Origin of the sequence: Hyella patelloides LEGE 07179, assembly GCF_900659865.1 — a bacterium.
Taxonomy (GTDB): Bacteria; Cyanobacteriota; Cyanobacteriia; order Cyanobacteriales; family Xenococcaceae; genus Hyella; species Hyella patelloides.
Map to the genome: position 1 here is coordinate 1 of NZ_LR213962.1, position 13,283 is coordinate 13,283.

Annotated in this window: 12 protein-coding genes and 2 pseudogenes; 8 read left to right on the forward strand and 6 right to left on the reverse strand. The window is 36.8% G+C overall.

What is annotated here, in order from left to right; translation table 11 throughout:
• Positions 1-339: 339 nt before the first annotated feature.
• Complete coding sequence (locus H1P_RS23610; RefSeq protein WP_144871961.1) at positions 340-900, reverse strand: sugar O-acetyltransferase; 561 nt, start codon at positions 898-900, stop codon at positions 340-342.
• Positions 901-1,035: 135 nt separating this feature from the next.
• The gene (locus tag H1P_RS23615) at positions 1,036-1,908 is read right to left on the reverse strand and encodes an alpha/beta fold hydrolase (protein ID WP_144871962.1); all 873 of its coding nucleotides are present in this window, start codon (positions 1,906-1,908) and stop codon (positions 1,036-1,038) included.
• Positions 1,909-2,154: 246 nt separating this feature from the next.
• On the opposite strand from H1P_RS23615, the gene H1P_RS23620 reads away from it, so the two are divergent.
• Positions 2,155-3,873, forward strand: a complete 1,719-nt coding sequence (locus H1P_RS23620; protein ID WP_144871964.1) for a cation:proton antiporter — start codon at positions 2,155-2,157, stop codon at positions 3,871-3,873.
• A 76-nt stretch (positions 3,874-3,949) separates the two neighbouring features.
• Here H1P_RS23620 and H1P_RS23625 read toward each other — a convergent pair whose 3' ends face one another.
• The 3 genes from H1P_RS23625 to H1P_RS23635 all read right to left on the reverse strand — a co-directional run bounded on the left by H1P_RS23625 (position 3,950) and on the right by H1P_RS23635 (position 5,423).
• The gene (locus H1P_RS23625; RefSeq protein ID WP_144871966.1) at positions 3,950-4,408 is read right to left on the reverse strand and encodes a hypothetical protein; all 459 of its coding nucleotides are present in this window, start codon (positions 4,406-4,408) and stop codon (positions 3,950-3,952) included.
• Between the two features lie 50 nt (positions 4,409-4,458).
• Complete coding sequence (locus tag H1P_RS23630; RefSeq protein WP_144871968.1) at positions 4,459-5,049, reverse strand: hypothetical protein; 591 nt, start codon at positions 5,047-5,049, stop codon at positions 4,459-4,461.
• A 146-nt stretch (positions 5,050-5,195) separates the two neighbouring features.
• Positions 5,196-5,423: a DNA-directed RNA polymerase subunit omega gene (locus H1P_RS23635; protein WP_144871970.1), complete on the reverse strand. Its 228-nt coding sequence runs from the start codon at positions 5,421-5,423 to the stop codon at positions 5,196-5,198.
• 281 nt (positions 5,424-5,704) lie between these two features.
• Here H1P_RS23635 and H1P_RS23640 point away from each other — a divergent pair, with 281 nt between their 5' ends.
• The 7 genes and pseudogenes from H1P_RS23640 to H1P_RS23670 all read left to right on the forward strand — a co-directional run bounded on the left by H1P_RS23640 (position 5,705) and on the right by H1P_RS23670 (position 12,506).
• Complete coding sequence (locus H1P_RS23640; protein ID WP_144871972.1) at positions 5,705-6,424, forward strand: GDSL-type esterase/lipase family protein; 720 nt, start codon at positions 5,705-5,707, stop codon at positions 6,422-6,424.
• Between the two features lie 115 nt (positions 6,425-6,539).
• Entirely contained in the window at positions 6,540-7,694 is a 1,155-nt protein-coding gene (locus tag H1P_RS23645) for a DegT/DnrJ/EryC1/StrS family aminotransferase (protein ID WP_144871974.1), read from the forward strand.
• A gap of 4 nt (positions 7,695-7,698) precedes the next feature.
• Positions 7,699-8,496, forward strand: a complete 798-nt coding sequence (locus tag H1P_RS23650; RefSeq protein ID WP_144871976.1) for an MOSC domain-containing protein — start codon at positions 7,699-7,701, stop codon at positions 8,494-8,496.
• A 51-nt stretch (positions 8,497-8,547) separates the two neighbouring features.
• Complete coding sequence (locus H1P_RS23655; RefSeq protein ID WP_144871978.1) at positions 8,548-8,754, forward strand: hypothetical protein; 207 nt, start codon at positions 8,548-8,550, stop codon at positions 8,752-8,754.
• 516 nt (positions 8,755-9,270) lie between these two features.
• A complete protein-coding gene (locus tag H1P_RS23660) occupies positions 9,271-10,074 on the forward strand; it encodes a cupin domain-containing protein (RefSeq protein WP_144871980.1) in 804 nt (267 codons plus the stop codon).
• A gap of 181 nt (positions 10,075-10,255) precedes the next feature.
• Positions 10,256-10,828, forward strand: a pseudogene (gene cysE / locus H1P_RS23665) (serine O-acetyltransferase); the annotation flags it as partial.
• 418 nt (positions 10,829-11,246) lie between these two features.
• A complete protein-coding gene (locus H1P_RS23670) occupies positions 11,247-12,506 on the forward strand; it encodes a GntG family PLP-dependent aldolase (protein ID WP_186376105.1) in 1,260 nt (419 codons plus the stop codon).
• Positions 12,507-12,804: 298 nt separating this feature from the next.
• On the opposite strand, the pseudogene H1P_RS23675 reads toward H1P_RS23670, so the two are convergent.
• Positions 12,805-13,011: pseudogene (locus H1P_RS23675) on the reverse strand (helix-turn-helix domain-containing protein); the annotation flags it as partial.
• Positions 13,012-13,283: the final 272 nt, after the last annotated feature.

A 13,283-nucleotide genomic window follows, 5' to 3' on the forward strand; every position in this document is an offset into this window, starting at 1 on the left:
AATGTAAACTTTTGAGGAGACCTCAAAAGACAGCCCCTCCTCTAAGCTCTAAGCTTTTGAGAACTTTTTATTCGCTCCTGCAAGTTAACTAAATAGAGTTGAAGCATTACATATTCAGCAACGCCCAAAATTTTTATGGTTTAACATAATCCATAATCGTTATGAGTACAATTTTAAATATTAGGATTATTTTCTAATGAAATTGAATTTGTAGAGTACATCAAGGACTATCCATTGAGATAAATTCAAAGAGCTTGAAAGAGTAATAGCGATCGCTAAATGATTGAATGTGCGTTGGATATTATTCACACATCTTATTATTATTGCATTATTGCTCAGCTAAACACTTTTAATCACTCGACAAGGATTACCCACAGCAACAACATTATGCGGTATATCTTGAGTTACGACACTACCTGCACCTATAGTTACATTTGAGCCGATAGAAACTCCAGGACAGACAATTACCCCACCACCGAGCCAAACATTATCACCGATAGTAACTGGTGCTGCTAATTCCTTGCCAGATAGTCTTAGATTAGGATTAGTTGGATGATATGCGGTGTAGATTTGAACCTTTGGCGCAAGTAAAACATTATTACCCAGATGTACCTTGTTACAATCAATAATTGTGCAGTCGAAATTAATGTATAAGTTATTACCAGCAAAAATATGACAACCATAATCACAATAAAACGGAGGTTTGATCGAGAAATTTGACCCAATCTTGCCAAACAAACTATGAATAATATGTTGTTGTCGATCTACTTCATCAGGCTGAGAAAAGTTAAAGCTGTAAAGTAACTGGCGTGCTACGAAGTGCATCCTGGTTAGTTCTTCATCTGTTGCCAGATACAACTCGCTATTCAGCATTTTTTCTTTCTCTGTCTTTTCTTGCATAGTTGTTTGAAAGTCTCTAATCCAATTAAATTATGAAATGGCTCAATGAACCTTGATGTTTATAAATTGGAAAAAAACAACACATAATAAAAATTATCTGTTGATTGCGATCGCATTTTTATCTTCAGAGCTTCACTATTTAATTAAAAATTCTTGCAAAGCTAGATAAGTTTTTTCTGGGGCTTCTTCTGCTAAAAAATGACCACAATTAATTTCTTTTCCAGTTACATTAATAGCTCTTTCTTGCCAACTAGCTATAACATCATATTTTTTACCAATAATACCTCGAGCGCCCCATAAAACTAAGAGAGGACAAGTTATTTTTTTGTCTAGATCTTCTCGATCGTGAATTAGATCGATTCCCGCAGAGGCGCGATAGTCTTCACAGGTACTATTAACAGTTTCAGGATTACTAAAACAACGTAAATATTCTTTGAAAGCTTTTTCTGTAAATGCTCCTTTTACCCTACTCCAACTTTGTAAACAATAACGTAAAAAATACTCTGGATTACTGTTAATTAAGTTCTCTGGAAAGGGATGGGGTTGAATGAGAAAAAACCAATGATAATAGGCTGTGGCAAATTCTCGATCTGTAGTCGTATATAGTTGGTAGGTAGGAACAATATCTAAAAGAGCTAATTTTTGTACTCGTTGAGGATGATCTAAAGTTAAGCGATGAGCTACCCTCGCACCGCGATCGTGTCCTACCAGGTAAAATCGATCGTAACCTAAACTAGACATTACCTCTACCTGATCTTTTGCCATTACCCTTTTAGAATAGTTACGACTATCAGGGGTGACTGGTAGTTTTTCGCTGTTACCATAACCTCTTAAGTCTGTAATAATTATGGTAAACTCTTGAGACAAGCGATCGTATATTTTATGCCACATATAATAGTTTTGAGGATAGCCGTGGAGTAGTAACAAAGGATACCCTTCGCCACCAATAAATGTATTGATTTTTGCTTGAGTAGTAGTAATAATCTGTTGTTTAAAATTAGCTAACATAACTTCAAGAAACCATTATTCAGTTAAATTTTCCTAAAATTATCTTCGATATATCGTTTTTATTGTCTAGAATATAATTAAATGAGTGTTTTTTTGTAAAAATAAACTTCCTTATCAAGAAATACTAATTTTATCTTTACATTATCAGGAATAAATAAAACACTGTAGGGTCAATTCATGAAGGAACGCGCGAGTTGACCCTGCATTATATATATTAAATATCTTTAATAGCAAATTAAAAATATTATGGCAAAAGTAGATAATTTTATCATCGATCTTACTATAGTATTGTCGTCATCTGCTGTAGGTGGCTTTATTACTAATCGTTTAAAACAACCAGTACTATTAGGATATTTATTTTCTGGATTAATTATCGGCCCTTTTGGCTTAGGTTTAATTAGTAATGTTGATGATATTAAATCTTTAGCTGAAATTGGCGTTGCACTATTACTATTTAGCTTAGGGGTAGAATTTTCTCTGGCAGAATTAAGAAGAGTTAAAGATATTGCTTTGCAAGGAAGCATTTTACAAATTAGTTTGACTATTACTATAGTTGCTCTATTTTCTTTGTTTTTAGGTTGGGTAGAAACCCCTGTTCAGGGGATATTTTTAGGTGCAGTCCTTTCTTTATCTTCTACAGCAGTAGTGTTAAAAACTCTCACAGAAAAAGGAGAAATTAATACAATTCATGGTCAAGTAATGTTAGCAATTTTGATTGCTCAAGATATAGCTTTAGGGCTAATGCTAGCAATTTTACCAGCTTTGAATCAGCCTAGTAATTTAACTACTGCATTATTAGAAGCAACCTTAAAAGCTTTAATTTTTTTCGGGAGTGCTTTTGTTGTTGGCTATTGGTTAGTACCCCCTGTAATGAAAGCAGTAGCTCAAACAGAAAATAGTGAGCTATTTATTTTAACAACCATTGCTCTTTGTTTAGGAGTAGCTTTAGTTACTGCTAGTTTAGGTTTATCTATTGAAATGGGGGCTTTTGTTGCAGGATTAATTATTTCGGAAATTGATTATTCTGACCAAGCATTAGCGAAAGTAATTCCTTTAAGAGATACCTTTGCTAGTCTCTTTTTTGCCTCAATTGGAATGCTGATCGATCCTGATATTTTGCTCAATAATATTACGATTATTATTGGCTTAGTAGCATTAATTATGTTTGGAAAAGCCTGTATTATATTTCCGATTATTTGGAAATTTGGCTATTCGTTTAAGACCGCAATACAAGCTGCTTTAGGACTTAATCAAATTGGAGAATTTTCTTTTGTTTTAGCTTTAACAGGTCAAAGATTAGGCTTAATTACCCTAGAAAAATATTTGTTACTAATTGGCACGACAGCTATTACTCTGGTTTTAACTCCCATTGGAATGAGATTTGCTCCAGAAATTGCCAATAAACTAGCTAACATTCCCGTAATTAATCGCTATGTTAGTCAACAACTACAAGACAAAGATATTTTCCTTCCCGACACTATTTCCGATCATGTAGTAATAGCTGGCTATGGTAGAGTAGGGCAGGTAATTGTTAAAGTTTTACAAAATCGTAATTATCCTGTTTTAGTAATTGAAAATAGTGAAGCTGCTGCTAAACATTTAAGACAAGACAAAATACCTCATATCTTTGGAGATGCTGATGCAGAATTAGTTTTAGAAAAAGCTCATTTAACTACAGCTAAAGCCTTAGCGATCGCTCTTCCTAACCCCGCTAGTACCAGAATCTTGTTAAAACACGCCTTGGAAAAAGCTCCAGACATTGCTATTGTGGCACGTTCTCATAGTAATCAAGAAATTGATATCTTAACTAAAATGGGTGCAAAAGAAGTGGTTCAACCTGAATTTGAAGCTGCTTTAGAAATGGGGGGACAAATTTTAACTACCCTAGGAGAAGCCAAACCAATGGTGAGTAACGTTTTAGAAGCAATTAGAGAAGATCGCTATTTAAGCGTGCGATCGCAGTAAGATAATTATTTACTATGGATTAATTTATAAAATTCGATAATAAATTAATCTAAGATTTAAAAATTCTTACAGCATACTATATATTTTTATTGTTTCTAACTGCTTCATTTTCTTTCTTAGAAAGAATAATCAAATCTTTGGAATTTTCTTCAGTGAGAACAACTTGTGTTCCTAATATACTTCCGAAATATTCCATAAACTCAAGTACAATATTAAATTCTTTCTCTCCTTTAATTTCTTTGGGTGATATGTCGATTTCTATTTCGTCTTCAGTAAAAAAATGACAATTAAATGTTATTCTATCCTTACTTAATTGAAGTAATGGGCTGGCTTTTTGGCGTTGTTTTAGTGCATTTTCGGCATTCCATGTAAATTCAGTAATTTCATGGTCGCGATAATAAATACTTTCAAAACTAGAAGAAGAAATTGAATCTAAGAACTTTTGCCAAGTCAATATATCTGAAGGGTAAAAATAAATATCTCTCAGACTTCCATCATCTATGAAATTATCTTTAACTTCTGACCAAAGACTCATTATTCTTAAAAGTAATTAGGGTGAAGAGCTTTAATTATATTAAGTTTCAGTTACTCAACTGGTAACAATAAATCGGCATCTCCTGGTTGAGGTAAAGAAGGTTTTTGATTTCTTTCCTCTGATGAGTTATTAGGAGGGGTTGTCGGTTGTTCGGGAGTAGTTTCTGGTTGGGGATTATAAATTGCGAGTAAGGTATCTATTAGCTGATTTCTTTGAGTGCGAGTTAAATTAGTGAGAATATCGCGATCGCTTTCCAGGGGATTTACGGTCAATGTTCTATGACCAGGATAGCGATCTGCTGACATTGGTTCATTTATATCAAAATAGTCAGCAAAAGTCAGTTGCCAATCGAAGCGATATCTTAGAGGGCGACTTTTAACGTATTCATGATAACGAAGGATACGCAATATCAAAGTATTTTGAGACGCAACGTTACCCGATGCTTGACTAATATATTCATTTTCTAAAGGGAAATCAGGGAGGCTTTGATATACTTGCTCTGCTACCATTTCAGGACGCACAGTTTGCCCTAATACTGGCAATAATTGGTTTGTAATACCAGCATTGACCAAGATCGAGAATATAAGACTCAAACAAAAAGCGATTGCAATTTGCTGAGTTTTACGTGGGAAATATGGCAATTTTTCTTACTCCTTTTACATGGATTAGTAGGTAGCTAGTAGCTAGTAAAAGCCAACTAAACACTAGGGCGCAAGCCTTGCAGATGTGCTGTGGGGCGAGGTTGCCTCGCCCCCTTGTAAGCTCCGCCTCCTACCCAATAACCAAATTAATCACCAATAATTTCAGGTTGAGTTAATTCATCAGACATTTCAATGATGGCGCGGACAGGAGGCTTCATTACAGGGTCTTCGTAACCATCCATATCTTCGTAACGTCTTCTTTTTGCACGATTGGCTACTTGTACCGTAATACGATAACGATTAGAAGCTGCATTCATTAATTCATCAGCACGATGCATAATTTCCCAAGAATCAAAACTACTTTTTCTCTGCATTAAAATAAATTATCTCCAACAAAACTGATTAAGGGCGATCGCGCATCATCTCGGCTTTGCCGAGATCGCAGCTAACGCTATAGCTATTCTTATTGTAATCTAGCCAATACTTTATTTTTGTAATATTGATGAGTCTAACATTCAGATTGTCTCAGAGAGAATAGACTATTTGTGATCTCAGAAATAGCCAAGATTAAATACTCCTAGTATTATTAAGTAAGTTATATAAAGATAGATTAAAAATTAAGACTAATTAAATTTAAAATTAATATCCCTTGTCTATGCAAACAATTATATCTGCTAACTCTTCCTTAATCTCTTCTTTGAAAGTAGCTAATAAGCTTCTATCTGAATTAGAAAGTCAAACTCAACAGCCCCTAAAAATTATTGCGATGGGAGATAGTGTTGTTTATGGTTATGGAGATCATATTGGTGGTGGTTGGGTAGAAAGACTGCGCCGTCAATGGATGTCTCCTAGTAGTAAAGAGCGAGTGTTGTATAATCTTGGAGTAAGAGGCGATCGCGTTAGTGATGTTTGTCGTCGTTTAGAATTGGAATTTGGTCATCGTGGGGAATTGCGTAACAAAGTACCCGATGTAATTTTACTTTCAGTAGGGGCTAATGATTCACCCCGTTTGGGCAAAGCTAACGGCAGATTTTTTACTGAATTTACGAACTTTCAACAGCAAATAGCTGATTTACTCGATTTAGGGAGCAGTCTTGCTCCTGTTTTATTTGTGGGGATGACTCCTGTAATTGAATCTAAGATGCCTTTTCTCAATTGTCTACATTACAACCATCTCGATCAATATCGTTATAAAGAAGCTACTTTACAAGCTTGTCAGCAGAGAAATATTCCCTATTTAGATATTTTCGATCTTTGGTTGTCTAGAGGAGAAGCATGGCTACAAGAGCAATATAGTGATGATGGATTACATCCTAATGTTCAGGGTTATGAGAATCTGTTACATGATATTCTGACATGGCAACCTTTACATTAATCAATAATTAGTATTCAGTAATTAATAAGCAGTAAGCAATAATCAATCAACTATTAATCATTAACCATTAACAATCAATAACTATACTCTTTATTATTAATTTTGGTGTAAGCGAGTGAACACAATCCCCCCTGTCGATTTAACCAGACAGCACAAAGTTATTAGCCAAGAAGTTGAAGCTCAAGTATTGGAAGTATTACGCTCTGGTAGATACATTGGTGGTGCAGCAGTAGCTAATTTTGAAAGCGAGTTTGCCCGCTATACTGGGACAAAATATAGCGTTGGCTGTAATTCTGGTACAGATGCTCTATATATGGCATTAAGAGCCTTAGAAATTGGCGTGGGGGATGAGGTTATTACCACTCCCTTGACTTTTATTGCTACTTCTGAAGTAATTGTCAGAGTGGGTGCAAAACCTGTCTTTGTCGATATCGATCCCGATACTTTTAATTTTGATTTAGAGCAAGTTGCAACTGCTATTACAAAAAATACTAAAGCGATTATTGCCGTACATTTGTTTGGTCAACCGATAGATATGACTGCTTTAATGGCGATCGCAAAAAGTCATAATATCTATGTAATCGAAGATTGCGCTCAAGCCACAGGAGCATCATGGGACAATCAAAAAGTAGGTAGCATTGGTGATGTAGGCTGTTTTAGCTTCTTTCCTACTAAAACTTTAGGTGCTTGTGGAGATGGGGGTGCATTAACCACCAATAGAGAGGCGATCGCTGATAAAATAAAACTATTAAGAGAACATGGCTTAATTAGAGAAATATCGAATAAAGTTACTTATCGCCACAAATTAACAGGTTTAAATAGCCGTTTAGATACTCTCCAAGCAACAATTTTAAGTATCAAACTAAAATATCTCGATACTTGGAATCAACAACGACAACAAGCAGCAAATAATTATCAACAGCTTTTACAATTAATCCCCAATATTAAACTACCATCAGCACTTTCTGGCGGAAATAGTGTCTGGAATCAATATACAATTCGCATTTTTAATCAGTCTACAACTACAGATACTGCTAGAGATATTTTACGCAGTAGATTACAGCAAAAAGGGGTCATTGCGATGATTTATTATCCTCTTTCACTTCATTTACAGCCAGTATATCAAGACTTAAATTATCAATTAGGCTCGTTACCTAATGTAGAACAAGTTGCACAAGAGGTTTTATCTTTACCCCTGTTTCCTGAGATTACTTTTGAAGAACAGCAACAAGTAGTTTATTGTTTAAAAGATTGTTTAGTTGATTATTAGACTCATGAGCGATCTAGTTCCTTATGTTTCTCGATTATTTATTTATCCCATAAAGTCGTTAGATAGAGTTGAGGTTGAAACAGCAACTATTCTTAAAAGTGGCGCATTAAAAAGAGATCGCGAGTTTGCTATCTTCGATCGTTCGGGAAAGTTTGTTAATGGTAAGCGTAACCATAAAGTTCACGCTATACGTTCTCAATTCGATCTCAAAACGAATATTGTTGCGTTGCGGTTACAAGAAACAGAACAAATAAGCAAATTTCACATTGAGCAAGAACGTGATGCATTGGAGCATTGGTTAAATAAATACTTTGGTTTTCCTGTAAACATCAAGCAGAATTTAGAAACAGGATTTCCCGATGATGTAGTATCTCCTGGTGCAACTATTATTAGTACCGCAACTTTAGAAGCAATAGCCTCATGGTATCCTAAATTGGAAGTAGAAGAAGTGCGCTTACGTTTTCGTTCCAATATTGAAATTTCAGGCGTACCTGCTTTTTGGGAAGATCGGCTATTTAGCACCGCAGAAGAGACAGTGAATTTTCAAATTGGAAATGTGCATTTTATGGGTGTTAATCCTTGTCAACGCTGTGTTGTAATTACTCGTGACTCTCAAACGGGAGAAGCTTATCCCCACTTTCAAAAAACTTTCATTACCAAGCGACAAGAAACTTTACCAGACTGGACAGAGCGATCGCAATTTAATCACTTTTATCGATTAGCAATCAATACCAGACTATCTAGCACCGAAGAAGGAAAAACAATTTCTCTTGGAAATCAAATTAGAGTTCACAAGGTTTAATAGGTAAGTGAGCGTATTTTGAGCGTAAGCATTATTTTCGAGGAGTAGAGGTTGAAGTCAAACCCTTTCTCTATAGCACCTACAGCAACAGAAGGTCAAAATATCAGTTACATGAATGAAAGGTTTAATACCTTTGTTACTAAATTTCCAGGGAAAAAGCGAGTTCATCGAACTGGTTTTACTCAACTTCAACCACTGACGTTCGCTATTGCTCTTTCTGCTACTCAATCCTTAACCGAGCAGTATTGCGTTACCTAATATTACTTCCACAGATTTATAACATGACCCGTTTCCAGTGAATGCCACGATCAAGAGGACTTTAGTCTTAGGAAAATATACTTAGTGCGTCAACGAAAGTTAGAGAGTCTTTATATCTTTTGTTGAGGGTAGATTCGAGACGTTTTTCAGATGTTTATGCTTGTTTAAATATCTACTATGAAATCAGTTCTTAGAAGTTCACTGTAGTTTGGACTAACGAAAAAACTAGAGCAGAAAACAAAAAGGCAGCTTAACTATATTTTTGGATAATTGTGTTTAATTTCAACTATTTTTAACTGGCTGAATCGTTTTCTCAGAATTTTTTTAGTCTAAACCAAAGAAATAAGAATAATCATCCCTAGTTCTTCCCGATCGCTCTTTAGTTTAAACAAAGTAGTTAAAGAGAAGATTTTTCTCAAGCTCTAACAACTACCTGCATATCTCAAAAGAGCACAACCTAATACTAGAAAGCAAGCACAAAAGGTCAAAATACACCATTAAGAGGAGAATAAAACCATGAAACCCACTTTTTTTGCTCAAAATAATTCTAAATCACACAATCAAGCCGAAAAAGACCGTGTTTCCCCGAATCAATTATCTGAAAAATCCAATAATCAAGCAATGCAAAAGTTTTACTGTCAGAAGTTCTTAGAGACAATTCAACTAGACTACACTATGGCGGGTCATCCATCGCTCGCCCGTTGGGTCATCAATTCTATTCAAGTTAATGATGGCGAACAGGACACGCACTTTTTATTTGTTTCCGAGGGCTCAGTTACTCTCAAAAGCAGTAACGGAGAGTTCTTATTGCGAGAAAATAGCTTTGCCACAGTTCCAGGTAACTTTTCTTTAGATGGTTCGGGACAAGTTTTAGTGGCAACGCTCCTTAATTACACTGGATTTTTCAGCATTGGAGGACCTATTGAACCATTAGGACGACTAAAATATATTGACGGCTGCTCTGCAACGGTTTTGATCAATCCTTTAAAACTTGGAGAACCCTGTTTGAATTTCCTCTATGTTCCTCCAGGTATCTCTCAAACTCCCCATACCCATCCCTCATTACGAATTGGGCTTGTTGCTTCGGGTAGTGGAACTTGTACTGTGGATGAAGGAATATTCGAGATGGAGGAGGGAACAGTCTTCTGTCTTCCAGAAAATAAGTTACATAGCTTCAGTGCTATTGATGACTCTTTGAGAATTATTATCTATCATCCCGATTCTGAAGTAGGTCCTACTGATGATTCCCATACCATGCTGAATAATACTTTTGTGGGAGAAAAGTCAGCCCAAGTTCTGGATGCGATTAGAACGAAATAACCAGTTAATCAAGATTGCCTTGGCATCTGAGTATTGTCAAGGCAATCAAGGCAATCAAGGCAATCTCATGTAATTGATCGCCCACAGTTTTTACGAAGTCAACTGAATGAGCATCTCTGACTAGGGGCAACTCAAAATCACTATTAATCCACAAACAACCATAGTAAAAAGCTTTTTAATTATGACTGCTTACAACAGATTACCAAACAGCATTTATTCTTATCAAAAAAGCTGGGCTACCCTTAAGCAGGGTTGGAAAACTTTAGTCGAAGATTATGCAATTGTGATGAGACGCGATCCAGCTGCGGCCAACTGGTTAGAAGTATTGTTCTGTTATCCTGGTCCTCAAGCTATAATCCTCTATCGCCTAGCCCATTGGCTTCACAATTTAGGCGTTTTCTTTTTGCCCCGTTTGATTTCCCATCTTGCTCGCTTTTTGACAGGAATTGAAATTCATCCAGGGGCGGTAATTGGCAAAAGTGTCTTTATCGACCACGGCATGGGAGTAGTTATCGGCGAAACCGCAGTGGTAGGAGATTATTGTTTGCTTCACCATGGTGTAACCCTGGGTGGAACTGGTAAAGAAAGTGGTAAAAGACATCCTACCTTGGGGTGTAATGTTACTGTGGGCGCGGGAGCGAAAATTCTCGGCAATATTAAGATCGGTAGTTACGCCCGTGTTGGTGCTGTTGCCGTAGTCCTCAAAGACATTCCAGCCAACTCTACAGTAGTCGGCATACCTGGTCGAATTATTTCCCAGGGAGATAGATAGATAGATAAGACCTCAACTGTAATTAACCTTGATTGACCTCAAATTAAGATAACTATCATTTCTCGCACAATAGCTAGACAGATGGTAGCTTTATTTTTAATTACAATAAATTGCTCAAAACCATATAATGTAGTAGCTTTTGAATTTTGTATTAAAACCTTCGTCACAGCTAATTTCAGTTGAGTAGAACTCATACCTAATTAAAATTTCTGTTAGTTGTTCCCCAATTCCCCAATCCCCCAATCTCCCAATCTCCCAGATAGATAAATGGGGTCTACCCAATTAAAAACTGCTGTCAGAGCGTGACTTTTGAGAATTGGTATAACTATCAGATTTTATCAAGTTTCTAGTTTTACACTTAATTTATTGACCCCTACCTACTTACCTGCCAAGAGTACTTATGATTTTGCTTTCTAGCGATACTGAAACAAAGCCGACACAAGCAATGCGACAAGCGATCGCCAGTGCTGAAGTGGGAGATGAGCAAAAGGGAGAAGATCCCACCGTTAATCAATTACAAGAAAGGGTTGCCGATTTATTAGGCAAAGAAGACGCTCTTTTTTTTGCCTGTGGAACCATTTGCAACTTTGTGGCAATTAAGACTCATACTCACCCTGCTGATGTGGTGCTAGCAGAACAAATGGCGCACATTATTCGAGCGGAATCTGGTGGAGCAGCAATGAGTTCTGGTGTATTGATGGAACCAATTGCCAGCGAGCGAGGAATTTTTACAGTGGATGAGCTAGATCGAGCATTGGAAAGAGTCGCCACTGCTCCTTACCTTTACCGTGCAATTCCACGCCTATTGTGTGTCGAGCAAACCCACAATTTTGGAGGGGGTTCGGTTTGGCAACTTGACGAACTACGTGAGGTTTGTGAATTATCCCGTCAAAAAGGTTTAGTCAACCACATGGACGGGGCAAGACTTTTAAATGCAGTTGTGGCATCTCAAACTACAGCTAAGGATTTTGCTGCTTGTGTTGATTCTGTCTGGATTGACTTTACCAAAGGACTGGGCGCGCCAATCGGTGCTGTTCTTGCGGGGACAAAGGAGTTCATCTCTGAAGCACGTCGATATAAACACATTTTTGGTGGCGCAATGCGTCAAGCTGGCATTGTTGCAGCAGGTTGTCTCTATTCCCTTGACCATCATGTTGAACGTTTACAAGAAGACCACGACAACGCAACTTATCTGGCTCGAAGACTGAGTGAAATTGAAGGAATTACAGTTAAAGATACAAAGCCAGAGACAAACATTGTTTTTTTTAATGTTTCGAGACTGGGACTCGACAAAGCCATGTTTCTCAATCTCCTGCAAGAGCGTGGGGTGAAAATGGGAGGCGTTGGCAACTCAATTCGGGCAGTTACTCATTTAGATGTTTCGCGGACTGATATAGATTTTGCGGTTGATGCTGTTTCTAAAGTGGCGAAATCTTTGGTGTGTAGCAAAGATGTTGAAAGTGCGGTTCTTTCCAGGGAAGATAGTGAGATCGCGTTACCTGATGTAGTACTGAATTACCCTTTTTGTCCCAATTGCGGTCATAAGAATCAACCTAATCACAATTTTTGTATCAGGTGCGGGACGCAACTAAGCAAGCCGACAAATTCTGTTCTTAGGGTAGCTAGAAGTAACGGAACAGAAAACCAGAATGAGAAATGATTTTGTAGCTCAAAGAACATTTTCCTCAAGTATATAACCCAAGTTGCTAGTTAACAAAGATTGTCCACTGAAACTCTAGAAGATAAAGGCTATTTTAAAGACTGTAGAGTTTCAACTAAATCGCTTGTGTCGCAGATAGATTTTTATCCACTACAAATTAACCGCAAAATAGTAATTTTTCATTTGTGAAAGTCAAAATAAGGTAAAATACTTGGTACAATGACCAATGCGATCGCAAATAATCAAGTTCATATTTATCCCTAGCAGACTGTTCATATTGTTTTCTCGTAAAAAATATTTACTTGTTTTGACGATAGGCTTTGGGGGTCATTCCTGTCATGGCGCGAAAGTATTTTCCTAAATGACTTTGACTATTGAATCCACAACTCAGAGCCACATTGGCGATCGAGGTATCTGCTTTTTTTAATAACCGTTTGGCTAGTTCGATTCTCTGTTGCATTACATATTGATGAGGAGATATTCCTGTAGATTTTTTAAACAGTCTTTCGCGCACCGCTAAGAGTTTTTTCTGGCGATCGCTACAAGTTAAATAAGCGATCGTTCCCTATCCTGGCTACACTGACTGCTTAATTTAAGCTTAAAATAATTATCTAAAACTTTTTCTAAAATATACAATTAATTCTGTCTAACGGGACTTAAACAATTTTGACGTTAAAAATAAGGTAGAATGCTTTAGTTAAGAGACTTGAGCATTATTATTTAAAGCGATCGCAATCATGAGAGAAACTACTCCCGCAGCCATGCCTCCCTGCAATG

What these genes read in the sequence shown, in the direction of transcription:
- H1P_RS23650 (WP_144871976.1), top strand. Translation starts at nt 7,699, where the DNA reads ATGAGCGATCTAGTTCCTTATGTTTCTCGATTATTTATTTATCCCATA.
- H1P_RS23625 (WP_144871966.1), bottom strand. Translation starts at nt 4,408, where the DNA reads ATGAGTCTTTGGTCAGAAGTTAAAGATAATTTCATAGATGATGGAAGT.
- H1P_RS23670 (WP_186376105.1), top strand. Translation starts at nt 11,247, where the DNA reads ATGATTTTGCTTTCTAGCGATACTGAAACAAAGCCGACACAAGCAATG.
- H1P_RS23640 (WP_144871972.1), top strand. Translation starts at nt 5,705, where the DNA reads ATGCAAACAATTATATCTGCTAACTCTTCCTTAATCTCTTCTTTGAAA.
- H1P_RS23615 (WP_144871962.1), bottom strand. Translation starts at nt 1,908, where the DNA reads ATGTTAGCTAATTTTAAACAACAGATTATTACTACTACTCAAGCAAAA.
- H1P_RS23610 (WP_144871961.1), bottom strand. Translation starts at nt 900, where the DNA reads ATGCAAGAAAAGACAGAGAAAGAAAAAATGCTGAATAGCGAGTTGTAT.
- H1P_RS23620 (WP_144871964.1), top strand. Translation starts at nt 2,155, where the DNA reads ATGGCAAAAGTAGATAATTTTATCATCGATCTTACTATAGTATTGTCG.
- H1P_RS23660 (WP_144871980.1), top strand. Translation starts at nt 9,271, where the DNA reads ATGAAACCCACTTTTTTTGCTCAAAATAATTCTAAATCACACAATCAA.
- H1P_RS23635 (WP_144871970.1), bottom strand. Translation starts at nt 5,423, where the DNA reads ATGCAGAGAAAAAGTAGTTTTGATTCTTGGGAAATTATGCATCGTGCT.